This window comes from Citrobacter sp. RHBSTW-00524 (assembly GCF_013747755.1).
GTDB classification, from domain to species: domain Bacteria; phylum Pseudomonadota; class Gammaproteobacteria; order Enterobacterales; family Enterobacteriaceae; genus Citrobacter; species Citrobacter braakii.
Genome location: NZ_CP056421.1, coordinates 1,031,825 through 1,056,234, shown reverse-complemented (window position 1 = coordinate 1,056,234; position 24,410 = coordinate 1,031,825). Strand labels below are relative to the sequence as shown.

22 protein-coding genes and 3 tRNA genes are annotated in these 24,410 nt (G+C 52.4%); 11 read left to right on the top strand and 14 right to left on the bottom strand.

The features are described from left to right. The first annotated feature begins 28 nt into the window (after positions 1–28). Positions 29–1,396 carry an L-serine ammonia-lyase gene (locus HV229_RS05135; RefSeq protein WP_019077586.1) on the top strand — a complete coding sequence of 456 codons (1,368 nt, stop codon included), beginning with the start codon at positions 29–31 and terminating at the stop codon, positions 1,394–1,396. Between the two features lie 137 nt (positions 1,397–1,533). After that, the gene (xni, locus tag HV229_RS05130) at positions 1,534–2,289 is read left to right on the top strand and encodes a flap endonuclease Xni (protein ID WP_016154249.1); all 756 of its coding nucleotides are present in this window, start codon (positions 1,534–1,536) and stop codon (positions 2,287–2,289) included. Between the two features lie 91 nt (positions 2,290–2,380). On the opposite strand, the gene fucO is transcribed toward xni, so the two are convergent. The 7 genes from fucO to HV229_RS05095 form a co-directional block, all read right to left on the bottom strand. Next, positions 2,381–3,529 (bottom strand): lactaldehyde reductase, encoded by a 1,149-nt coding sequence (fucO, locus tag HV229_RS05125; protein ID WP_115190285.1) that lies wholly within the window; start codon positions 3,527–3,529, stop codon positions 2,381–2,383. A 27-nt stretch (positions 3,530–3,556) separates the two neighbouring features. Continuing rightward, positions 3,557–4,204: an L-fuculose-phosphate aldolase gene (fucA, locus tag HV229_RS05120; protein WP_003034062.1), complete on the bottom strand. Its 648-nt coding sequence runs from the start codon at positions 4,202–4,204 to the stop codon at positions 3,557–3,559. Positions 4,205–4,345: 141 nt separating this feature from the next. After that, entirely contained in the window at positions 4,346–5,344 is a 999-nt protein-coding gene (locus HV229_RS05115; protein ID WP_016154251.1) for a LacI family DNA-binding transcriptional regulator, read from the bottom strand. A gap of 66 nt (positions 5,345–5,410) precedes the next feature. Then, the gene (locus HV229_RS05110) at positions 5,411–6,991 is read right to left on the bottom strand and encodes an FGGY-family carbohydrate kinase (RefSeq protein ID WP_181547009.1); all 1,581 of its coding nucleotides are present in this window, start codon (positions 6,989–6,991) and stop codon (positions 5,411–5,413) included. 53 nt (positions 6,992–7,044) lie between these two features. Further along, positions 7,045–7,995 carry an ABC transporter substrate-binding protein gene (locus tag HV229_RS05105; RefSeq protein WP_016157361.1) on the bottom strand — a complete coding sequence of 317 codons (951 nt, stop codon included), beginning with the start codon at positions 7,993–7,995 and terminating at the stop codon, positions 7,045–7,047. A 73-nt stretch (positions 7,996–8,068) separates the two neighbouring features. Further along, complete coding sequence (locus HV229_RS05100; RefSeq protein ID WP_003034055.1) at positions 8,069–9,052, bottom strand: ABC transporter permease; 984 nt, start codon at positions 9,050–9,052, stop codon at positions 8,069–8,071. A 3-nt stretch (positions 9,053–9,055) separates the two neighbouring features. After that, positions 9,056–10,555, bottom strand: coding sequence for a sugar ABC transporter ATP-binding protein (locus HV229_RS05095; protein WP_046276142.1), 1,500 nt, complete (start codon positions 10,553–10,555; stop codon positions 9,056–9,058). Between the two features lie 463 nt (positions 10,556–11,018). Between HV229_RS05095 and fucI the strand changes: the two genes are divergently transcribed. The 4 genes from fucI to fucR all read left to right on the top strand — a co-directional run bounded on the left by fucI (position 11,019) and on the right by fucR (position 15,522). After that, positions 11,019–12,794 (top strand): L-fucose isomerase, encoded by a 1,776-nt coding sequence (gene fucI, locus HV229_RS05090; RefSeq protein ID WP_181547007.1) that lies wholly within the window; start codon positions 11,019–11,021, stop codon positions 12,792–12,794. A 99-nt stretch (positions 12,795–12,893) separates the two neighbouring features. Then, positions 12,894–14,312 (top strand): L-fuculokinase, encoded by a 1,419-nt coding sequence (gene fucK / locus HV229_RS05085; protein ID WP_131405305.1) that lies wholly within the window; start codon positions 12,894–12,896, stop codon positions 14,310–14,312. A gap of 1 nt (position 14,313) precedes the next feature. Continuing rightward, a complete protein-coding gene (gene fucU / locus HV229_RS05080; protein WP_047414360.1) occupies positions 14,314–14,736 on the top strand; it encodes an L-fucose mutarotase in 423 nt (140 codons plus the stop codon). Positions 14,737–14,793: 57 nt separating this feature from the next. Further along, entirely contained in the window at positions 14,794–15,522 is a 729-nt protein-coding gene (gene fucR, locus HV229_RS05075) for an L-fucose operon activator (RefSeq protein WP_181547005.1), read from the top strand. 35 nt (positions 15,523–15,557) lie between these two features. Here fucR and rlmM read toward each other — a convergent pair whose 3' ends face one another. The 4 genes from rlmM to HV229_RS05055 form a co-directional block, all read right to left on the bottom strand. Further along, entirely contained in the window at positions 15,558–16,658 is a 1,101-nt protein-coding gene (gene rlmM / locus HV229_RS05070; RefSeq protein ID WP_003034040.1) for a 23S rRNA (cytidine(2498)-2'-O)-methyltransferase RlmM, read from the bottom strand. Further along, positions 16,651–17,046, bottom strand: coding sequence for a DUF423 domain-containing protein (locus HV229_RS05065; protein ID WP_003034037.1), 396 nt, complete (start codon positions 17,044–17,046; stop codon positions 16,651–16,653). The genes rlmM and HV229_RS05065 overlap by 8 nt, the downstream gene beginning before the upstream one ends. An 18-nt stretch (positions 17,047–17,064) precedes the next feature. Continuing rightward, complete coding sequence (gene gcvA, locus HV229_RS05060; protein WP_016154260.1) at positions 17,065–17,982, bottom strand: glycine cleavage system transcriptional regulator GcvA; 918 nt, start codon at positions 17,980–17,982, stop codon at positions 17,065–17,067. A gap of 363 nt (positions 17,983–18,345) precedes the next feature. Next, on the bottom strand, positions 18,346–18,573 hold the full coding sequence (locus tag HV229_RS05055) for a YgdI/YgdR family lipoprotein (protein ID WP_016154261.1): 228 nt from the start codon (positions 18,571–18,573) through the stop codon (positions 18,346–18,348). 192 nt (positions 18,574–18,765) lie between these two features. On the opposite strand from HV229_RS05055, the gene csdA reads away from it, so the two are divergent. Together csdA and csdE are read left to right on the top strand one after the other, a co-directional pair. Continuing rightward, positions 18,766–19,971 carry a cysteine desulfurase CsdA gene (gene csdA, locus HV229_RS05050; RefSeq protein WP_115190282.1) on the top strand — a complete coding sequence of 402 codons (1,206 nt, stop codon included), beginning with the start codon at positions 18,766–18,768 and terminating at the stop codon, positions 19,969–19,971. After that, complete coding sequence (csdE, locus tag HV229_RS05045; RefSeq protein WP_181547002.1) at positions 19,971–20,414, top strand: cysteine desulfurase sulfur acceptor subunit CsdE; 444 nt, start codon at positions 19,971–19,973, stop codon at positions 20,412–20,414. Before csdA ends, csdE begins: the two co-directional genes overlap by 1 nt. A gap of 47 nt (positions 20,415–20,461) precedes the next feature. On the opposite strand, the gene tcdA is transcribed toward csdE, so the two are convergent. Further along, positions 20,462–21,268, bottom strand: a complete 807-nt coding sequence (gene tcdA / locus HV229_RS05040; RefSeq protein ID WP_019077596.1) for a tRNA cyclic N6-threonylcarbamoyladenosine(37) synthase TcdA — start codon at positions 21,266–21,268, stop codon at positions 20,462–20,464. Positions 21,269–21,307: 39 nt separating this feature from the next. Next, on the bottom strand, positions 21,308–22,405 hold the full coding sequence (gene mltA, locus HV229_RS05035; RefSeq protein ID WP_019077597.1) for a murein transglycosylase A: 1,098 nt from the start codon (positions 22,403–22,405) through the stop codon (positions 21,308–21,310). A gap of 205 nt (positions 22,406–22,610) precedes the next feature. On the opposite strand from mltA, the gene HV229_RS05030 reads away from it, so the two are divergent. The 3 genes from HV229_RS05030 to HV229_RS05020 all read left to right on the top strand — a co-directional run bounded on the left by HV229_RS05030 (position 22,611) and on the right by HV229_RS05020 (position 22,909). Beyond that, positions 22,611–22,687 (top strand) — tRNA-Met (locus HV229_RS05030). Between the two features lie 34 nt (positions 22,688–22,721). Beyond that, a tRNA-Met gene (locus HV229_RS05025) sits at positions 22,722–22,798 on the top strand. Positions 22,799–22,832: 34 nt separating this feature from the next. Beyond that, positions 22,833–22,909, top strand: a tRNA-Met gene (locus tag HV229_RS05020). A gap of 74 nt (positions 22,910–22,983) precedes the next feature. On the opposite strand, the gene amiC is transcribed toward HV229_RS05020, so the two are convergent. Beyond that, positions 22,984–24,237, bottom strand: coding sequence for an N-acetylmuramoyl-L-alanine amidase AmiC (amiC, locus tag HV229_RS05015; RefSeq protein ID WP_016154266.1), 1,254 nt, complete (start codon positions 24,235–24,237; stop codon positions 22,984–22,986). Positions 24,238–24,410 lie beyond the last annotated feature (173 nt).

Genomic DNA, 24,410 nt, shown 5'->3' with positions numbered 1-24,410 from the left:
GCGCACCTCGATACACAATGGACGCCTCATGATTAGCGTATTCGATATTTTCAAAATCGGCATTGGCCCTTCCAGCTCCCACACTGTTGGCCCGATGAAAGCAGGCAAACAATTCACGGATGACCTGATTGCACGCGGAATTCTCACTGACGTAACCCGCGTAGTGGTTGATGTCTATGGCTCCTTGTCTCTGACGGGGAAAGGTCACCATACCGACATCGCGATTATTATGGGCCTGGCGGGTAATCTGCCGGATACCGTAGACATTGATGCCATCCCGGCCTTTATCCAGGATGTGAATACTCATGGACGTTTGCTGCTGGCGGACGGTCAACATGAGGTCGAGTTCCCGGTCGACAAGTGCATGAATTTCCATGCGGACAATCTGTCCCTGCACGAAAACGGGATGCGTATTACCGCACTGGCGGGCGAAAAAGCCATTTACAGCCAGACTTACTATTCCATTGGCGGTGGGTTCATCGTTGATGAAGAACATTTTGGTTTACCGAACAACTCTCCGGTAAACGTGCCGTATCCGTATAAATCTGCGGCTGATTTGCAACGTCATTGCCAGGAAACCGGCCTGTCACTTTCCGGTCTGATGATGCAAAACGAACTGGCGCTGCACAGCAAAGAAGAACTGGAACAACACTTCGCCAACGTCTGGGACGTCATGCGCAGCGGGATTGAGCGCGGCATCACCACCGAAGGTGTATTGCCGGGCAAACTGCGCGTTCCACGTCGCGCGGCGGCGCTGCGTCGTATGCTGGTCAGCAGCGACAAAACCACCACTGATCCGATGGCGGTTGTTGACTGGATCAACATGTTCGCGCTGGCCGTGAACGAAGAAAACGCCGCCGGTGGACGCGTGGTTACGGCGCCAACTAATGGCGCATGCGGGATTGTTCCTGCCGTGCTGGCGTACTACGACAAGTTTATCCGCGAAGTGAACGCTAACTCGCTGGCACGCTACATGCTGGTCGCGAGCGCCATTGGTTCACTGTACAAGATGAACGCCTCTATCTCTGGCGCCGAAGTGGGCTGTCAGGGTGAAGTCGGCGTTGCCTGCTCCATGGCTGCGGCCGGTCTGGCTGAACTGCTGGGCGGTAGCCCAACGCAGGTGTGCATCGCGGCGGAAATCGGTATGGAACATAACCTGGGTCTGACTTGCGATCCGGTTGCCGGCCAGGTGCAGGTACCGTGCATTGAGCGTAACGCCATTGCTTCGGTTAAAGCAGTGAACGCCGCACGTATGGCGCTGCGCCGTACCAGCGAACCGCGCGTGTGCCTTGATAAAGTCATCGAGACCATGTACGAAACAGGTAAAGACATGAACGCCAAATACCGTGAAACATCTCGCGGCGGTCTGGCGATGAAGATTGTCACCTGCGATTAAGTTCCACCACGTTTCAGGATCTGTAGGCCGGATGAGGCGCTCGCCGCCATCCGGTCTACGGATAACGCTATTTCGCAACACTCGCCTCCCCTCGCCGTGAATGTTACCCTACAAACTTATTTGTTAGGGAGAACACCGTGGCCGTCCACCTGCTCATTGTCGATGCACTGAACCTTATCCGCCGCATTCACGCCGTACAGGGCTCACCCTGCGTAGAGACGTGCCAGCACGCGCTCGATCAGTTGATTGTGCACAGTCAGCCTACGCACGCCGTGGCGGTATTCGATGATGAAGCGCGCAACAGCGGCTGGCGTCACCAACGGTTGCCTGACTACAAAGCTGGTCGCCCCCCGATGCCTGATGAATTGCACCAGGAAATGCCCGCCTTACGCGCCGCTTTTGAACAGCGCGGCGTCTGCTGTTGGGTCTCCAGCGGGAATGAAGCCGATGATTTAGCCGCAACCCTGGCGGTTAAAGTGAGCCAGGCGGGACATCAGGCTACCATCGTATCAACCGATAAAGGCTATTGTCAGTTGCTCTCCCCGACGCTACGTATTCGTGACTACTTCCAGAAGCGCTGGCTGGATGCACCGTTTATTGAGAAAGAGTTTGGCGTGCTGCCGCAGCAGTTGCCTGATTACTGGGGACTGGCCGGGATCAGCAGTTCGAAAGTACCGGGGGTTGCAGGTATTGGTCCCAAAAGCGCCACGCAGCTGCTCGTACAGTTTCAACATCTGGAAGGCATTTACGCGCATCTTGATGAAGTACCGGACAAGTGGCGCAAGAAACTAGAGATGCACCAGGAGATGGCGTTTCTGTGTCGCGATATCGCACGGCTGCAAACGGACTTACATATCGACGGAAACCTGCAGCAATTACGGTTGGTGCGATAGGTCTGTTGCCGAATGGCGCTGTGCTTATCTGGCCTACACGTCGAACACCCCGGTAGGCCAGATAAGGCTTTCACGCCGTCACGCTGAAAAATTACCAGGCGGTGTGGTACAGCTCAACGATATCCCCAAGATTCGCTTCACGGGGATTTCCCCCGGTACAAACATCGTCAAATGCCGCCTGCGCCAGCGCAGGAATATCCTCTTTGCGTACGCCAACATCGCGTAAATGCAGCGGGATCCCTACATCGCGGTTAAGGGCGAAGACGGCATCTACTGCCGCTTTACGTGCCTCAGCCAGCGTCAGTCCTTCAACCTTAACCCCCATCACCCGGGCGATATCGCGGAATTTTTCCCCGGTGAATTCGGCGTTATAGCGCATCACGTGCGGCAGCAAAATGGCATTTGCTACGCCGTGCGGCGTGTTATAAAACGCGCCTAACGGGTGTGCCATTCCATGCACTAATCCCAGACCAACGTTGGAAAAACCCATCCCGGCCACGTACTGGCCCAGCGCCATCGCTTCCCCGGCCTGGGTATCGCCCGCAACGGAACCACGTAATGCCCCGGCTATCATTTCAATGGCTTTAATGTGCAGCGCATCGGTAAGCGCCCACGCCGCCCGCGTGATGTACCCCTCAATAGCATGGGTCAGGGCATCCACTCCGGTGGCGGCTTTTAGCGCCGCTGGCATGCCGTCCATCATGTCAGCATCGATGAACGCTACCTGTGGGATGTCATGGGGGTCGACACAAACAAACTTACGCCGATTTTCTTCGTCAGTGATTACGTAGTTAATGGTCACTTCCGCTGCCGTTCCCGCGGTGGTTGGGATAGCCATAACCGGCACGCTCGGGCTGTGCGTTGGCGATAACCCTTCAAGGCTGCGTACATCCGCAAACTCAGGGTTATTATTGATAATGCCAATCGCTTTACAGGTATCCTGAGGGGAGCCTCCGCCGATGGCGATCAGATAGTCTGCGCCGCTTTGCTGAAAGACACCCAACCCTTCCTGCACCACCGCAATGGTTGGGTTAGGAATAACGCCTGAATAGATTTCCCATGCCAGACCTGCAGCATCCATTCGGGAAGTCACCTTATCGACAACGCCGCACTGCACCAGATTTTTATCAGTCACAATCAACGCCTTGCGATAACCACGACGGATGACTTCATCGGTTAATGCACCAACAGCTCCCCGGCCAAACCATGCCGTTTCGTTCAGAATCATTCTGTTCGCCATCGTATTTCTCCTTTTCGCTATGCGAAATTACTCTTCAATGCGTAATCCGTAAGATTTGAATTTCTCCAGCACAATGGCGATCTCCTCGTCATCCAGCACCGGCACCGGGTCAACAATCGCCAGCGTGCTCAGATAAAGGCGGGCCAGAACTTCCACTTCATGCGCCAACCACAGTGCTTTTTCCAAATTCGCTTCACAAGCAATCAACCCATGGTGCTGTAAAAGCGTTGCCTTACGGTTTTTCAGGGCGACGCTCACATGCTCTGACAGCTCTCGTGTACCAAACGTCGCATAAGGCGCACACGGAATAGAGTTCCCCCCAGCCGCCGCAATCATGTAGTGAATTGCCGGGATAGGGCGATTAAGAATAGAAACGGCCGTGCAATGTACGGCATGGTTATGGACAACCGCATTGGCATCCGGACGTGTCTGGTATGCCGCCAGGTGAAAACGCCATTCACTGGAGGGTAATTGTCCTTTATCATATTTCCCGTCGTTATCTACATACACGATCATATTTTCAGTAAGTCTTTCGTAAGGAATACCGCTGGGCGTGATCAGCATCCCATTTTCATAACGCGCACTCACATTTCCCGCCGTCCCCTGATTCAATCCAAGGCTGGTCATTTCAAGGCAGGTTTCAATGATTTCTCGTGACAAACGCATTCTTTCCATAATGATTCTCCGGGTACAGTTTCCCCTCGTCTTTATTGCGAAAAATGCAGCCGCAGAGTAAGACGGGTCAGGTTTCAGATACAGGCAGCCACTGAACGTATATATTCAGGTTCAGTAGGCCGATTTATTTATAGCGGCGTATTAAGGTTGTCTTACGCGCTTAATAAGTTTCATCTCAACTTTTACAGTTTCTTTAATTGGCTGGTCATCAATAGCACTCATCATCATATCGAACGCTTTTTCCGCCCAAACATTTTCATCCTGCTGCATTGACCAGACATTATTGGCGAGGAATCCCAGCATCGGGTGTTCATCAAATGTCCCAATATTAATTTCAGGTGGAATTGTGCCAAAACGATTACGAATAGCGTTAATGGCCCCCTCCAGTACGGGTAATGATGAGGCAATAAATGCCTGTGGGCAGCCCTGTTCGCCGATCAACTCATCCATCAGTCGATAACCCCCCTCGGGCGTGTTGTCCGGCCCTTCGCGCACCCAATCGCTATGCAAAATACCATTATTGTTCAATGCATTAAGATAACCTTGCAAACGGTCGCCGATGCTGGGTAATCCGGTATCTCCCACCAAAAACCAGATCGGCGACTTTCCAGCGTCAAACAAACTTTGCGTCAATTTTTCGCCGCCCAAAATGTTATGGCTTTCTACCAGAGCGTTATCGGTATACTTAAAATCACGGTCAAGTAACACCATCGGTTTTCTGACCTGACGTAAATGGTGCTGCTGATTCTCTAATGTTGAGGGAACAATAAAAAGGCCATCGACATTGCGAGCTATTAACGCTTTGGTCAGTTTATTTTCGTAATCAACATCGTCATAGGTACAGCTAATCGTTAGCTGATAACCGGAACGACGACAGCGTTGCTCAAGTTTTTCTGCGAGTGTGGCAAAAAACACGTTGGAAATATTGGGCACAATCAATCCCAACGTATCCGTTTTATTCAATTTCAGGCTGCGTGCTGAATGGTTAATGACGTAACCATAGCGCTCGACATATTCATTAATACGCGTTTGGGTTTTGACACTGATTCGATATTGCTCTGCTTTCCCGTTCAGCACCAGTCGTACGGTCGTAACCGATAAATTCAGATCGCTGGCTATCTGTTCTACTGTTTTAGCCATTTATATGCCCCAGTTCACATCCAAAAACGTCAATCTACAATCATAAAAGTATTTTAAACTTTTGTCTTACTGCATAAGTTGGTTAATCGCCTGCTGCTGATCCCACATCATCAGATAAGCCTGATATTTGCGGTCATAGAAGTTGCGCCGTGCCGGGTTAGCCTTAATCACCTCGCCTGATCGAACCATCGCCTGGCATGCAGATGGAATATTTTCCCACGCGCCGCAGGCAACCGCGCCGGTGATGGCCGCACCTAACGTCACCGCATCCTCTTCCTGCATCAGATGAATATCGCATCCGGTGGCATCGGCATATTCTCGCAACCATAGTGGGTTATGCGTTGCGCCGCCGCACAGCGTCAGTCGGGAAATGGTGTGACCGTTTTCGCGCATCACTTCCATAATATGCCTCGTACCGCAGGCGATCGCCTGTAATGTCGCCAGGTACAGACGAGCAACCTGCATCTCGCCTCGCTCAAGAGTCAAACCGCAAACACTCCCCCGGGCATCGGGTCGCGCGCGCGGTGAACGATTACCGTGATGATCGGCCAGCACATGCAAATAACGACCAGGCTCTGACTCCTGCGCCTCAAGTGCGGCAACCCATTCATTAACTAAAACGATGGGATGGCAACCCCGCGCCTCAGCCTTGTGAAATAGCGCCGCGCTGGCTCCTGACTCCTGAAGCGTCCAGTCGACTAACGCCCCAGCGGCACTTTGCCCCCCTTCTGTCAGCCAGTAGCCTGGCAGCATGGCTGACCAGTACGGCCCCCATACACCAGGTGTATGAATTTCCTGCTCGCTGCACAGCATATGGCAATTTGACGTTCCGCTGATCAACGCCAACGTCCCCTCAGGCTCAACACCGGCAAGCGCTACTCCTCCCGCATGGGCATCAATCATTCCGCTGGCGACGACCACTGCAGTCGTCAGCCCCAGCGCCTGGGCCGCATCGGTGCTAAGCGTTCCAACGGCAGCGCCTGGCGGCAGGATCCGCGACGGGATTTTTCCCAACAAATCCGTTAGCTCAACAGCGTCAAGCAGGGAGTGGCTAAAGCGTTGTTCATGTGCCAGATAGTTCCATTTACAGGTCAGCGTGCACAGACCAGCAACATCACAGGCGGTAGCTTTAGAGACCAGAAAGTCCGCCAGATCGTAGAAGCGATGCGCACTCTGCCAGGTGGCTGGAAAATGGTTTTTCAACCACAGTACTTTAGGAAGCTCCATTTCGACGCTGACTTCACCGCCAACGTAGCGCAAAGCCGGATCCTGCGTGGCGTTTATACGTTGCGTCTCCTGCGCCGCACGATGATCCATCCACATGATGATGTTATGGTCTGATGGTTCGCCTGGTGAAACCGCCAGGCCCCGCCCCAGTTCATCCAGTGCCACCAATGAACAGGTGGCATCAAATCCCAATGCGCGGATCTCCTCAATGCGAACCCCGGATGACGACACCGCCTCCTTCACTGCATGGCAAACCTGCTGCCAGATTTCTGCAGATGACTGCTCAACCCGCTCAGGACCGGGTCGAAACTGCGAGATGGCGTGTGTCGCAAAAGCCAGCCGTTTGCCACTGGCATCAAAGACACCAGCCCTGACGCTGGCGGAACCGACATCCACACCGAGGAAATATCCACTGCCCATAGTAACTCCCTGACGCTGGCGAATGATGGGGCGAACACATCGCCCCAACGGTGTTATTTTTTACCGAATGGGTGTAACAGCTTGTCAATTTCCGGGGTGTCAATGTTCTTCGCATTAACGAATTTAACCGGAATATCAATTTCTTTCGGTACAGACTGACCCGATACCGCTGCATTTAGTGTCTTGATACCCTGGTAGCCAATCTGATAAGCGTCCTGCACGACAAAGCCCTGAATGACCCCAGACTTCAGGAAAGCAATGATTGCCTCGGTGCTATCAAAACCAATCACTTTCACTTTGCCTTTCAGGTTTTGACTATCAATGGCGTTTGCTACGCCCAGCGTTGAGCCTTCATTGGTGCCATAAATCCCTGCAATATCAGGGTTGGCCTGGATCATATCGATGGTTTTATCCATCGCTTTTTGCGGATCGCCATCGCTGTACTGGACCGGCAGCACCTGGATTTCCGGGTATTTCTCCTTCATGCGGGCAATAAACCCTTCCGAACGCTCAATCGCTGAGGAGGTCCCCGCTACGTGCGCAATAATGCCCACTTTACCTTTGCTGCCCACTTCCGCTGCCAGTGCATCCGCCGCTTCAGCACCGGCTTTACGGTTATTCGTGGCGACAAAGCTCACCGGGATATCGGAATTCACGCCGGAGTCAAACGTCACAACTTTAATGCCGCGTGAATTTGCGGTCTCAACTAATGGCGCCAGCGCATTGGCATCTAACGCTGCCAGCAATAGCCCATTGGGTTTTTGCGCCATCGCGTTTTCAACTAGCTGAATCTGCTCGGCAATCTGAGTTTCATCCGCCGGGCCAACATAGCTGGTTTTATCACCCGACTCTTTTGCTGCCGCTTCCGTCCCCATTTTTACGGTTTGCCAGAATTCATGCTGGAAACCTTTACTGACCACCGGAAGGTTCATATCTTTAGCCAATACGCTGGATGTCATACAGGCCAGCAGGGATAACGCATAGACAAAATTCCTGGTTCTCATTGTTTTACTCCGTTCTGAGTGAGTCACCCTAAACGTCAGGGTTATGATGCCCCGTGACTTCCGGGAGCGTAAATCAACGAATTTTTTTGCGTAATGTATCGAGATAAACCGCAGCAATGACCACCACGCCCATGGCCACCATTTGCCAGAACTGGGAAACCCCCATCAGGTTCAGACCGTTTTTCAACACGCTCATAATGAATGCGCCGATGATAGTCCCGCCGATGGTGCCAATTCCTCCCATCAGGCTCGTACCGCCAATAACAACCGCCGCGATGGCTTCCAGTTCATAACCCACACCAACCGTTGGCTGACCAGAGTTCAGACGTGAGGCCAGAATAACGCCAGCGATCCCGGTCAGCAGACCACAAAAGGCGTAGACGAAAATTTTGACGCGTTGAACTTTAATACCGGAAAGATGTGCGGCCACCTCATTGCTACCCACAGCGTAAACATAGCGACCAATCACCGTTTTCTTCAGGATGTAGGCGGCGATTAGCGCCACCACCACTAGGTAAAAAACGGGATAAGGCAACACATCGAACAAACGTCCCTGGGCCAGCATTTTGAAGGTGGGGTAATCAGCGAAATAAATCGCACGACCATCTGTCATCACCATATTGATGCCTCTGACGGACATCATCAGGCCCAGCGTGGCGATAAAAGGTGGGATAGTCATTTTGGTGACCAGCAGACCATTGATATAGCCGCATAATCCACCGGCCAGCACCCCGGCCAGAATACATACGGGCAGAGGCAATCCCAGCGTGGCGCTGATGCCCACCGCAACACCAGAAAAGGCCACCACCGAGCCAAGAGAAAGGTCGATTCCTGACGTGATAATGACGAAGGTAACGCCAATCGCCATAATGCCAATCACTGAAGTTTGCAGAGCGATTGTCATGATGTTTTCAGTGTTAAAGAAAAATGGCGAACCAAAGCTAAAAAATATTACTAAAATAATCAGACTCAAAAGCGGTGCAAGGCGCATTAAAAGTTCTTTGTTAATTTTTATTTTCTTATTATTGCTGTCTGAAGAGGTTACAGAGATAGTCATAAATTAGTCCTCTAACGTCGCATATTGCATGATTTTTTCTTGTGTGGCGTCATCAGAAGCTAACTCCCCGGTAATACGTCCATTACGCATCACTAAAATGCGATCGCACATACCCAGCACTTCCGGTAATTCAGAGGAGATCATGATAATTGACTTCCCTTTGGCCACCAGTCGATTCATTAATTCATAAATCTCAAGTTTGGCACCCACATCAATACCGCGAGTGGGTTCATCAAAGATGAGAATATCGGTGTCTTTACACACCCATCTGGCAATAATAATTTTCTGCTGATTACCACCACTTAAATTCAGAGCAGCCTGTTCTAAATGTGGTGTTTTAATGCGTAGGGCTTTCACCTGTTCTTCGCTGGTTTTCTGACAACGTTTGCTGTCCACGTTGCCATAACGATCGGAATACTCAGGATAATTGCCCAACATAATATTGCGCTCAACGGACAGTCCTAATGCCAACCCCTCTTTTTTCCTGTCCTCGGTTAAATAGCTGATACCCTGTTTGATAGCATCAGGAATATCTTTAATTACCGTCACGTTACCGTTCAGCTTGAGGGTTCCGCCATCAATGGGATCCGCACCAAAAATCGCCCGCGCCAGCTCAGTACGTCCTGCCCCCATCAGACCGGCGAAGCCCAAAATTTCGCCCTGATACAGAGTGAAATCAATATTGTTCAATACGCCATTGCGCGTCAGACCGCTTACTTCCAACACCGGCTTGCGTTGAGCCAAAGGTTCGCGGCGAGGATAGATATTGCCAAGATCGCGCCCAACCATCATGGCAATCAGATCGCTAATTTTAACCGCATCATAATCCACAGTGGCAATAAACTGGCCATCCCGCATCACCGTCGCGCGATCGGCGATCAGCGCCAGTTCCTCTAACCTGTGCGAGATATAAACAATGCCCGTTCCCTGTTCTTTCAGCAAACGAGTTACCTGAAATAAGCTGTCAATTTCCGTTTCAGTTAGCGCTGCCGTCGGTTCATCCATAATAAGAATCTTGGCATTCACCGATATCGCTTTAGCAATCTCAACCATTTGTTGTTGCGCGACGGTCAGATCGGCCACCAGCGTTTCTGGAGAGATATTCAGGTTTAATTTTTGCAAAATATCGATAGCTGCCTGTCGCTGTTGTTTTTCATCCAGACGCCAGCGATTATTTTTGCAAAACTCCCTGCCAATAAATATATTTTCTTCCACCGTGAGTTCAGGGAAAAGGTTAAACTCCTGGTGAATGATGGTGATACCTGCGCTTTGTGCACTCAACGGATTCGCAAAAGTAACAGGTTGTCCCTCAAAAATAATATCCCCTTCATCAGGCTGATAAACACCGGATAAAATCTTCATCAACGTAGACTTTCCTGCGCCATTCTCACCCAGCAGCGCATGAACCTCTCCTTTGCGTAAAGCAAAATCCACATTACTCAACGCTAATACGCCGGGAAAACGTTTCGTAATATGACTCATCTGTAAAAATGTTTCAGACATTGCTGCTTTCCTCAATATACAGAAACTGCAATCAGTGAATCAGGCGCAAAACGTTGCCAGGAAGCCATCGTCACCGTTAATGCGAATACTACCTATAAGTTCATATGCGTTTTATCAATTATGCTAACTCGAGTTAGCGAAGTGCCTTTTAAAGCTATTTTAGCTACTCAAAATAGCCAAATCATTTGGTTTAAAACTGTGACGCTGAACAGACAATTTATTACAACCAATTAATTTAAAAAGGATTTATTGAAAATACCCGTCCTGGTTTATTTGACGCAGATCGAATTTTAACCACTTCTCGTGAAGCCTCTCACAGTTCCACAACAAAAAAGTTGTGCAAAAAACTCTCTAATACCTAAGCTAACTCGAGTTAGCAAAAATGGGTTATTCAGCCAACTGCGACGGTGGTGTTCAACATCCGCTTTTGCAGCACGGCATAAAGTGAGATGAGGAACCTCGAATGAACAAAAATAGCTTACCGAAAATTGGAATTCGTCCGGTGATTGATGGGCGCCGTATGGGTGTTCGTGAATCGCTCGAAGAGCAAACCATGAATATGGCCAAAGCCACTGCTGCGCTGATCACAGAGAAACTTCGTCACGCCTGTGGTGCACAAATTGAATGTGTGATTGCCGACACTTGCATTGCCGGGATGGCTGAATCTGCCGCCTGTGAAGAAAAATTCAGCAGCCTGAACGTAGGCGTGACGATTACTGTTACCCCATGCTGGTGCTACGGTAGCGAAACCATCGACATGGATCCGATGCGCCCGAAAGCTATCTGGGGCTTTAACGGAACAGAACGTCCCGGCGCAGTTTATCTGGCCGCAGCATTGGCTGCGCATAATCAAAAAGGACTTCCCGCCTTCTCTATTTACGGCCATGACGTACAGGATGCCGGTGACACCACGATCCCTGCCGATGTTGAAGAAAAATTGCTGCGCTTTGCCCGCGCGGGCCTGGCGGTTGCCAGTATGAAAGGCAAAAGCTACCTGTCCGTAGGCGGCGTTTCAATGGGCATTGCCGGCTCGATTGTCGATCATAACTTCTTTGAATCCTGGCTGGGAATGAAGGTTCAACCCGTTGATATGACCGAACTGCGTCGTCGCATCGACCAAAAAATCTATGACGAAGCTGAGCTGGAAATGGCGCTGGCGTGGGCGGATAAAAACTTCCGCTACGGTGAAGATCAGAACGCACAGCAATATAAACGTAACGCAGAGCAGAGCCGTGTGGTGCTGAAAGAGAGCCTGTTGATGGCCATGTGCATTCGCGACATGATGCAGGGTAACCAGAAACTGGCAGACAAAGGTCGGGTTGAAGAGTCGCTGGGGTACAACGCGATTGCCGCAGGCTTCCAGGGCCAGCGTCACTGGACCGATCAATACCCGAATGGCGATACCGCCGAAGCACTACTCAACAGCTCCTTTGACTGGAACGGCATTCGCGAACCGTTCGTTGTCGCCACCGAAAACGACAGCCTGAACGGCGTGGCGATGCTGTTTGGTCATCAACTCACCGGCACAGCGCAGGTCTTTGCCGATGTGCGCACCTACTGGTCGCCAGAGGCGGTTGAACGCGTCACGGGTAAACCGCTAACCGGCCTTGCTGAGCACGGTATTATTCACCTGATTAACTCCGGCTCGGCAGCGCTGGATGGCTCCTGCAAACAGCGCGACGGCGAAGGGAAACCGACCATGAAGCCGCACTGGGAAATCTCACAGAAAGAGGCGGATGATTGCCTGGCGGCTACCGAATGGTGTCCGGCTATTCACGAATACTTCCGCGGCGGCGGCTATTCTTCTCGCTTCCTGACCGAGGGCGGCGTGCCGTTCACCATGACCCGCATCAACATCATCAAAGGCCTGGGCCCGGTGCTGCAAATCGCGGAAGGCTGGAGCGTGGAATTACCGAAAGAGATGCACGACCAGCTTGATGCGCGCACCAACTCCACCTGGCCAACCACCTGGTTTGCCCCGCGCTTAACCGGTAAAGGCCCGTTCAGCGATGTCTATTCCGTCATGGCTAACTGGGGCGCAAACCACGGCGTACTGACGATAGGTCACGTGGGCGCGGACTTTATTACGCTCGCCGCCATGCTGCGTATCCCGGTTTGTATGCACAACGTGGAAGACGAAAAAATTTACCGCCCTTCAGCCTGGGCAGCCCATGGTATGGATATGGAAGGCCAGGATTATCGCGCCTGCCAGAACTACGGCCCGCTGTATAAGCGTTAATGCGACTCTGGCCCGGTGGCGCAAGCTTACCGGGCCTGCGCGGTGAATTTTGTAAGCCGGGTAAGCGCTGCGTCATCCGGCTACGTTTGGGGAGCGATTATGAAACAAGACGTTATCCTGGTTCTCGACTGTGGCGCGACCAACGTGCGGGCTATCGCCGTTGACCGACAGGGAAAGATTGTCGCCCGCGCAGCGACCCCGAACGCCAGTGACATCGCAACAGAAAACAGTACCTGGCATCAGTGGTCGCTGGAGGCCATTCTGCAACGCTTCGCCGATTGCTGTCAGCGCCTCTGCACGCAACTGGCCGCCTGCCATGTCCGCGGGATCGCCGTCACCACTTTTGGCGTAGACGGCGCGCTGGTTGATAAGAACGGTAAGCAGCTGTATCCGGTGATTAGCTGGAAATGCCCACGCACCGCAGCGGTGATGGAGAATATTCACCGCTACATATCACCGCAGCAATTGCAGGAAATTTCCGGCGTCGGCGCATTTAGCTTCAACACGCTGTATAAACTGGTGTGGCTGAAAGAAAACCATCCGCAATTTCTGGAGCAGGCGCACGCCTGGTTGTTTATCTCGTCGCTTATCAACCACCGTTTAACCGGCGAGTTCACTACAGATATCACCATGGCGGGCACCAGTCAGCTGCTGGACATCCGGCAGCGCGATTTTAGTCATGACATTTTGCATGCTACGGGCATACCGCGCCGTCTGTTCCCGCGCCTGGTTGAAGCAGGCGAAAAGATTGGGGCTTTGCAACCGGAGGCTGCCAGCCTGCTCGGGCTTACGGCGGGAATTCCGGTCATCTCTGCCGGACACGACACGCAGTTTGCGCTATTTGGCGCTGGAGCCCAACCAGATGAACCGGTGCTCTCTTCCGGCACATGGGAAATTCTGATGGTGCGCAGTGCGCAGGTGGATACCTCCCAGCTCAGCCAATATGCGGGTTCCACTTGTGAGCTGGATAGCCAGGCTGGACTGAATAACCCCGGCATGCAGTGGCTGGCTTCCGGTGTACTCGAGTGGGTGCGTAAGCTGCTGTGGACTGCCGACACCCCCTGGCAGACGCTGATCGACGAAGCCAGGGTCATCCCGGCAGGCGCCGAAGGCGTGAAGATGCACTGCGACCTGCTGGCCTGTCAGAATGCGGGCTGGCAAGGGGTTACGCTCAATACCACCCGTGGTCACTTTTATCGCGCCGCGCTGGAAGGACTGACAGAACAGCTGCAGCGAAACCTCCATACGCTGGAAAAAATCGGTCATTTCCAGGCCACTGAACTGCTATTGGTAGGTGGGGGAAGCCGCAACGCGTTGTGGAATCAGATCAAAGCGAATGTTCTCGGGATACCTGTCAAAGTGCTGGATGACGCCGAAACCACCGTGGCAGGTGCCGCAATGTTTGCGTGGTCAGGCATTGGGGAATTTGCCTCACCGGAACAGGCACGCGGGCAGGTACGCTACCAGTACCGTTACTTCTATCCGCAAACCGAATCCGAACTAACAGGAGTCGAGTAACATGCTCAAAACAATATCTCCCTTAATTTCGCCCGACCTGCTGAAGGTACTGGCTGAAATGGGCCACGGCGATGAGATTATATTTTCCGATACCCACTTCCCGGCCCACAGCATGGGACCACAGGTTATCCGCGCCGACGGTCTATTGGTCAGCGACCTGCTACAGGCGATTATTCCGCTCTTTGAACTGGACAGCTATGCCCCACCGCTGGTGATGATGGCGGCTGTTGAAGGCGATGCCCTCGATCCTGACGTCGAGGCCCGCTATCGTCAGGCGCTTTCACTGCAAACCCCCTGCCCGGACATCACGCGTATTGACCGCTATGCCTTCTATGAACGCGCGCAACAGGCGTTTGCGATCGTTATCACAGGAGAGCGGGCAAAGTACGGGAATATTCTATTAAAAAAAGGAGTAACCCCGTAATCTCTGATCTGAATGCCCGTCAGCTACGGGCATTCATCATAAGATGAGGATCAGAACATGAAAGCGGCGCGCCAGCAGGCGATCGTAGATCTGCTTACCAACCACAAAAATCTGACAACCGAAACCCTTGCTTTGCAACTTAAGGTCAGCAAAGAGACTATCCGCCGCGATCTCAGCGAGCTACAAGCCCAGGGAAAAGTGCTGCGCAATCACGGGCGGGCCAAAGTGATTCATCGGGAAAATCAGGACAGCGGCGACCCGTTTCATATGCGACTCAAAAGCCACTATGCCCACAAAGCGAATATTGCCCGCGAAGCGCTGGCATGGATCGAAGAAGGTATGGTGATAGCCCTGGACGCCAGCTCAACGTGCTGGTACCTGGCGCGACAGTTACCGGACATCAACATTCACGTCTTTACCAACAGCCAGCCCATTTGCCAGGAATTGGCTAAACGCGAACACCTTCAGCTCATCAGCTCCGGCGGTCGCCTTGAGCGTAAATACGGTTGCTATGTTAACCCCTCGCTCATCTCGCAGCTCAAACCACTCGAGATCGATCTGTTTATTTTTTCCTGCGTAGGGATCGACAGCGACGGCGCACTCTGGGACTCTAACGCGACCAATGCCGACTTCAAGTCCATTCTGCTTAAGCGCGCAGCGCAGTCATTATTGCTGATCGATAAAAGTAAATTTAATCGTTCGGGAGAGGCCCGGATTGGGCATCTGGATGATGTGACCCATATTATTTCAGATACGCCGATGATTGAAACAATGCAGGCCGGATGAGACATTTACGCCTTCATCCGGCCTGCAATTTTACCTTATCGCTCGTCGCGACGACCACCAACAGCAGCCCACAGGCGACGGACGTGCACGGTGACTTCTTCACGGTCATGATACAGCTGACGCGCCTGAATCTGGGCATTTACGCCATGCTCGTCAAGCTGTGCCTGAATATAAGCCAGGTTTTGCGACACCTCTTCGTAGCGTTTTTTCATCGGCAGCTTGAGGTTGAAGATAGTCTCACGACACCAGCCGTTGACCAGCCACTGCGCCATCAGGGCGGCAACCTTCGCGGGCTTTTCCACCATGTCGCAAACCATCCACGAAATGTTATTGCGATTTGGCCGGTACTTAAATCCGTCTTCGCGCAGCCAGGTAACTTGTCCGGTATCCATCAGGCTTTGCGCCATCGGACCATTATCCACGGAGTAAACCCACATGTTGCGTTTAACCAGTTGATAGGTCCAACCGCCCGGGCATGCCCCTAAATCCACCGCATACATTCCGTTAGCCAGACGTTCATCCCACTCATCGGCAGGAATAAACACGTGCAGCGCTTCTTCCAGCTTCAGTGTTGAACGGCTCGGCGCATCGGCCGGGAACTTCAGACGCGGAATGCCCATGTAGAACGGGGAGTTATTGTCAGGCCAGGAATAGCCGGTATAGCAGCAGCCAGGTGCGATAAAGAACACATGAACCACCGGACGTTTTGGCGTTTCATACTTTGCCAGCACGCCCGCTTCCCGCAGCGCCGCGCGCAGTGGTACGGTAAATTTACGGCAAAATTTAACCAACTCTTTGCTTTCATTGGTGTCAGCAACTTCAACGCGCAGATCGCCGCCTTTCTCCACCACGCCCTGCAACATGCCGACAATCGGCGTAATGCGGTCTTCCGGCGGTAAATATTGCAGCAGTTCGCCCACCACAAACATTTGACGGGCAAAAATCAGCGAGCTAAACGGCAACTCTTTCACTAACTTTTCGGCATCGTCCTGCTGATAGCATTCGAAGATGACGTAACCCGCATTGTCTTTCACGCGGGCAAAACCGAAGATTTCCCGGCGTCCTGCTTTATCCGTAATTTCTGCGGCGCACTCTTTTTCAAAACCTGGGCGACACAACAATACAACCTTATTCATGGCTAACGCCCTTACGTTTCAATCGAATAGCGCCCACTAACATCAGCGCCCAGCCCACAAGGAAGCTGAAACCGCCGACGGGGGTAACAAACGCCCACAGGCGTAAATGCGAGAGCGCGAGGCAATACAGGCTGCCGCTAAACAGCACCGTTCCTAATGCCAAAAACACGCTACTCCAGTAAAACCAAATGCTAATGCGCCGCTGCATGGCGACGGCCAGGCCAAATATAGCCAGCGTATGGAACGCCTGATACTCGAGGCCTGTCTGGATCCACCCCATCTCAACGACACCGAGGGTTTTACTCAGAACATGTGCCCCAAAGGCGCCCAACGCCACAAAGATAAAGCCACTTACGGCGGCAAAAATCAGCATAAAACGGCTGGTCATGTGAATACCCTACGTAAATTATTGTTCATAACGAAAGCGGAATTTTTCTTGTTCCGTGGCCGCTTTCGCCAGAATCCACTGACGGAAGGCGGCTATTTTACCCAGTTCTGCCTGACTGTCATGACAAACCAGATAAAATGCGTTTTTGCTGACCAGAACATCATTAAACGGACAGACCAGACGTCCGGCTTCTATTTCGGATTGCGCCATGACGTTATTAGCCAACGCAATTCCCTGTCCATGGATAGCAGCCTGGAGCACCATGGCGCTATGGCTGAAGATGGGTCCCTGCTGTACGTTGATATGATTCAGGCCAAGCTGGCGCGTATAGGCTTGCCAGTCACGGCGTGACGCATCGTGCAATAATGTGTGCTTCGCCAGATCTTCGGGCGTCTTTAGCGGTTTATCACCGGTGAGTAATAGCGGCGAGCAGACCGGCAATAAATATTCTGCGTACAATTTTTCAACGCGCAGACCCGGCCAGTTGCCACGTCCGTAGAAAATCGCCACATCAACATCGTCAGCCAGTTTGTCTTCCTGACGGTCCACCGCCTGGATCCTGACATCGATTCCCGGATAAGCTGAGTTAAAGCTAGAGAGTCTGGGAACCATCCATTGGATTGCAAAACTGGGCAATAAACTCACGGTGAGCGCACCTTTTGCACTGCGTGCCTGAAGTTTACGCGTCGCGTCGGTTAATTGCGAAAAAATCTCTTTGATGTCGAGAAAGTAGCTTTGGCCTTCTTCCGTTAACAGCAAAGATCGATTGCGTCGACGAAACAGCTTCAGCCCCAGGAAATCCTCAAGTGACTTGATTTGATGACTTACTGCGGCCTGCGTCACAAAAAGCTCTTCTGCTGCGCGAGTAAAGCTCAAATGACGCGCTGCAGCATCAAAAACACGCAACGCATTTAGGGGTGGTAATCGTTTTGACATGACTTTTAGGCTTTGATGTTAAATGAATTTAACAATTAACCAACAGGTTGTAACCTATTAGTTTTTTTTATCTGAGCCATTATAAATTGTCCGTTGAGGTTCTACCAGCAAATACCTATAGTGGCGGCACTTCCTGAAGCCGGAACGAAAAGTTTTATCGGAATGCGTGTTCTGGTGGGCTTTTGGCTTACGGTTGTGATGTTGTGTTGTTGTGTTTGCAATTGGTCTGCGATTCAGACCATGGTAGCAAAGCTACCCTTTTTCACTTCCTGTACATTTACCCTGTCTGTCCATAGTGATTAATGTAGCACCGCCAAATTGCGGTGCTTTTTTTTGTCCGACTCTTTGTCGATGGGCGACCGGTTAGTTATCCAGTTCTACCATCTCTTTCACATCGGTACGGTTAATCTGCTGTTTGTTGCCGTTAGCGTCTTTATACGAAATCATCCCCGTTTCATTGTCGGTCTGTGGCTTACCATCAGATACGATTGATCGACCATCATTGGTGTGCATCACGTAATTCGAACCAGAACAGGCGCTCAGGGCAAAAGTCAGCATACAAGCAGAGATAATTGCGGCAGTCTTTTTCATCTTTTTCTCCTTAAAGCGATTTATGCTATTAAAAACACACTCCGTAACAGGCTAAATTGCTCGCCTAACGGTATATAGCATAAGACACTGCGTGGACTTTGCCAGGATATCCAGAGTATTCCGATGGTTAGCACACCCCTTGTATCAGCGCCCTTTTTGCGCCACGATCGGTTTACTGAACTGAGGAATACCATGAACGCTTTTAACCCCGCGCAGTTTCGCGCGCAATTTCCCGCACTCAACGATGCTGGCGTCTATCTCGACAGCGCTGCTACCGCACTGAAGCCGCAGGCAGTGATTGAGGCCACCCATCAGTTTTATAGCCTGAGCGCCGGGAACGTCCACCGCAGCCAGTTTGCCGAAGCACAGCGCCTGACCGCACGCTATGAAGCCGCGCGGGAAAAAGTCGCAAGCCTGATTAATGCGCCGGATGATAAAACAATCGTCTGGACCCGCGGTACGACGGAAGCGATCAACATGGTTGCCCAAAGCTATGCGCGACCGCGGTTACAACCGGGTGATGAGATTATCGTTAGCGCAGCAGAACATCATGCCAACCTCGTGCCCTGGCTGATGGTGGCGGAGCAAACGGGGGCGAAGGTCGTCAGGCTGCCGCTTAACGCCCATTTATTGCCAGACGTTGAAAGCCTCGCGCAACTCATCACTCCACGCAGCCGCATTCTGGCGCTTGGGCAGATGTCGAACGTTACCGGCGGTTGCCCGGATCTGGCCCGCGCCATTACGCTCGCCCATGCGGCTGGCATGGTGGTGATGGTGGATGGTGCACAGGGGATTGTCCATTTCCCCGCCGACGTACAGCAATTAGACATTGATTTCTATGCGTTCTCGGGCCACAAGCTGTATGGCCCCACCGGCATTGGCGTGCTGTACGGTAAACCGGAACTGCTGGATGCCATGTCTCCCTGGCTCGGTGGCGGTAAAATGATTAGCGAAGTCAGTTTTGACGGTTTCACCCCCCAGGCTGCTCCATGGAAGCTGGAGGCCGGTACGCCTAACGTTGCTGGCGTTATCGGACTAAGCGCGGCGCTCGAATGGCTGGCGGACGTTGACGTGGTGCAGGCCGAAAACTGGAGTCGGGGTCTGGCGACGTTGGCAGAAGATGCGCTGGCGAAACGCCCCGGCTTTCGCTCCTTCCGCTGCCAGGACTCCAGTCTGTTAGCCTTTGATTTCGCAGGGGTTCATCACAGCGACATGGTGACGTTGCTGGCCGAATATGGCATTGCACTGCGTGCAGGACAACACTGTGCGCAACCGCTGCTGGCAGAACTGGGCGTATCCGGGACGCTACGCGCCTCATTTGCACCTTATAATACGCAAAGTGATGTAGATGCGTTGGTCACAGCCGTTGACCGCGCGCTGGAAATATTGGTGGATTAATGACAAGCCCTCTGTTCGCCGGACACCCGTTTGGCACAAACGTAACGGAAGAGACGTTACACAATACCTTTACCCCGCTCACCCAGTGGGAAGATAAATATCGCCAGCTGATTCTGCTGGGTAAGCAGTTGCCAGCTCTTCCTGATTCGCTAAAGGCACAGGCCAAAGAGATCGCGGGCTGCGAAAACCGCGTTTGGCTGGGGCATACCCTTCATGAGAATGGTACTTTGCATTTCTTCGGCGACAGCGAAGGTCGCATTGTTCGCGGGCTGCTGGCGGTATTACTCACGGCGGTCGAAGGTAAAACTGCAGCCGAGTTACTGGCGCATTCGCCAATGGCATTATTTGACGAGCTAGGTTTACGCGCGCAGCTCAGCGCCTCGCGTACCCAGGGGCTGCATGCTCTGAACGAGGCGATTCTTGAGGCTGCCCGACAGGTTTGATGGTTGCCGGATGGCGACGCGAACGCGCCTTATCCGGCACAACACACTCAACTCTGGCGCGCCGCTTTCGCCATCATCTTCTTCAGCGCATGTGAGACGGCAACAAAGCCAAAGGTGGCGGTCACCATAGTGGCCGCGCCAAAACCGGATGCGCAATCCATGCGCTTCGGCCCTTCCGCCGTCGCCTTCATCGCACATACCGAGCCATCTGCCTGCGGGTAAACCAGCGCTTCGGTCGAGAACACACAGTCCACGCCCAGCTTGCCTTTGCTGTTTTTCACCACGCCAAAATCGCTTTTCAGTCGCTCGCGTAGCTTGGCTGCCAGCGGATCCTGGATAGTTTTTGCCAAATCAACGACCTGTATCTGCGTCGGGTCGATCTGCCCTCCCGCACCACCGGTGGTCACCAGCGGAATTTTGTTACGCCGACACCAGGCGATCAGTGCCGCTTTTGGGCGCACGCTATCAATAGCATCAATGACATACGAATAACCCGCACTCATATACTCAGCAACATTATCCGGCGTGACAAAATCATCGACCACGTTCACCCGGCACTCCGGGTTAATCTGGCGGATACGTTCAGCCATCACTTCAGCTTTTGCCAGGCCTACGTTATCGCGCAGAGCATGGATCTGGCGGTTAGTATTGGTGACGCACACATCATCCATATCGATGAGCGTGATGGCGCCAATACCGGTACGCGCCAGCGCTTCCGCCGCCCACGACCCTACCCCGCCAATCCCAACCACACAAACGTGCGATTGGGCAAACAACTGCAGCGCATTTTCGCCATACAGACGCGCCGTACCGCCAAAACGCTGGCGCCAGGCATCACTGATAACCACAGACATAACACCTCAAATTCATTAATATCGAGCGCCATCCGGCTATTAACCGCTGAACACGTTACCCGTACCCGGCGCTGTTTTCAGTACCCAGACGCGACCGTAGTGATTATACCACCCCGCACGGTGTCCGGCGTCAGCACCAATGCCCTGATAGATATCGAAGTGTTGCCCTTTAATAGCGCCACCCACATCTAACGCCACCATCAGGCGCAGTTCGTACTGGCCGGTAAACTTGCCGTTATTGTCCAGTAACGGGACTTCCGCCAGCAATGTTGTGCCCGCCGGAATGATACTGCGGTCAGAAGCCACAGACGCGCGGCCAATCAACGGTACCGCGCTGGCCCCTTTGACCGGTGCAAAAGATTGCGGTTTAAAGAAGACAAACGATGGGTTCTGCTCCAACAGCTCACGCACTTCGGCTTCGCTGTGCGTTTCACCCCAATGGCGAATAGCCTGCATCGACATATCTTCTTTTTTCACTTCGCCACGGTCGATAAGCACTTTACCGATGCTGCGATAGGCGTGGCCGTTTTTCCCGGAATAGCTAAAGAAGTTAAGCGGGCTGCCATCGCCAAAATCGATGTAACCACTGCCCTGCACATCCATAATGAAGTTATCCATTAGGGAGTTGCTGTACGCCAGAATGTAGTTGTCGCTCAGCGCGCCCGCGTAAATCTCGGCACGGCTTGGTAAGCGCCCACGTTTTGGCGGCATGCGATAGATAGGATACTGAAACTCGCCCTGGCGCGTATGGCGCGCCTGAATAACCGGCGTGTAGTAACCGGTAAACTGGACGTTACCGTAGTTGTCCGCCCCTTCCATTTGCCAGGCATCAATACCAAACTGGCGCATACTGCGCGTATCACCGCCCGCACGTAACCACTGCTGGATAGCGTTGTAAACGTTGCTCTGGTTGCCGTACAAACGTGGCGAAGCGCTGCGAATTTGATTAACCTGCTCGGCGAAATCACCGGCATTGATTGGTGCGCCAACCGCATCAGGCTGGTTCACCAGTGAGAAAGGCTGGGTAAATTTCCCGTCTTTATACTGCTGCCCACGATCGGTGGGTTTTGAGGAACACGCGGCGAGCATCGCGACGACAGCTCCCGCCAGAAGATATTTTGCCCAACGTCCTTTCATTGTTCTCGTCTTATGTTGCCTGAATGCGAGACGAAGATAACAAACCCCTGAACCTAATGAAATGCGTATACATACCCGAACGCAAATTTTGAGCAAAAAACAATCCAGAATGCGTTGTTTTTGTTCATTTTCACCTTAAAAACGTGATCAAGGTGAAAAAAGGGTTGCATGAAAATGCGAGCAGAGTATAGTGCGCATCCACGGACGCGGGGTGGAGCAGCTTGGTAGCTCGTCGGGCTCATAACCCGAAGGTCGTCAGTTCAAATCTGGCCCCCGCAACCAATTAAAATTTGATGAAATAAAAGCAGTACGGTGACGCGGGGTGGAGCAGCCTGGTAGCTCGTCGGGCTCATAACCCGAAGGTCGTCGGTTCAAATCCGGCCCCCGCAACCAATCAAATTTGATAAAATATAAAGCAGTACGGTGACGCGGGGTGGAGCAGCCTGGTAGCTCGTCGGGCTCATAACCCGAAGGTCGTCGGTTCAAATCCGGCCCCCGCAACCAACATTATAAACACCCTAAAGGGTGTTTTTTTGTATCTGCGGTCCATAAAAAAAGCGCTTTTCAGCGCTTTTTTGTTATCCCCTTCTCGCCAGCGTCGCGCCATCGGCAAAGTAGGCTTTGATCCCCGCCAGAATCGACTCTGCAACTTCCTGCTGGAAGGTCGCAGTTTTGAGCTTGCGCTCTTCCTCAACGTTACTGATAAATGCGGTTTCCACCAGAATAGACGGAATATCCGGCGCTTTTAGTACCGCAAACCCGGCTTGTTCAACCTGGTTCTTATGCAGATTGTTAACTTTACCGAGCTTATTCAATACCGCTTTACCAAACTTCAGGCTGTCGGCGATGGTCAGCGATTGCACCATGTCGAACATGGTATGGTCGACGTAGCGATCGCCGCTCTTGCTGACGCCGCCAATCAAATCCGAGGCGTTCTGAGTTTGCGCCAGATATTTCGCGGCGGTGCTGGTCGCCCCTTTAGTCGAGAGCGCAAATACCGACGAACCTCTGGGCTGTCGACTGGTAAATGCATCGGCGTGAATAGAGACAAACAGGTCTGCACGCTGCTTCTGCGCTTTCGCCACGCGGACTTTAAGCGGAATGAAGATATCTTCATTTCGCGTCATAAAGACCTTCATGTTGCCCTCTTTCTCTATGAGGGCTCGCAGGCGTCGGGCAATCTGCAGCACCACATCTTTCTCACGCGTCTTGTATTTCCCCACCGCACCGGAGTCCTCTCCGCCATGTCCTGGGTCGAGCATAATGACAATGGGACGATCGCGCCCCGCTTTACCCGGCTGCGGGCCACTTTGCGCAGGCGGCACCTGTTTGTCCAGATCGCCCTTGTTGTATTCTTCCAGCAACGCCAGCAGCGGATCCTGAACATCCTGGGCATTAGCAGGATAGAGATCCATCACCAGACGTTCTTTAAAGCCTGCCACCGGAGCCAGCGCAAAAAGTTGCGGCTTCACATTCTGTTTCAGCTCGAACACCATCCGCACGGTCTGTGGGTCAAACTGCCCGACGCGCGCCGATTTAATATACGGATCGTCAGGACGGATCTGCGCACCCATGCCCTTGAGCACCGAGTTCAAATTAACGCCTTCAATATCCACAACCACACGCTCAGGATTACTCAGGGCAAACTGTTTGTATTTCAGCAGACGGTTAGATTCTACCGTGACGCGGGTGTAGCTGGACGCTGGCCAGACACGTACGGCAACGACCTGACTCATGGCAGCCAGACCAACCTGGCTGACGCTCAAAAGCCACATAGCACCCGCACCTTTCAGTAAACGGCGGCGACTGATTGCTGAATTGGATCCCGACATGCTTCTCCCGAGCAAAAAGAAATCTTTATTGAGGTAATACGTAAAACGTCTGAATTGACCGGAAACTTTAGCGAATGACGCATAATCTGTCATCTATAAAAGGGTAAACATTCTTTTTATATTCACGGCATTACTGAGAAAAATCTTCGGCATGGGTAAAAATTACGCTTGCG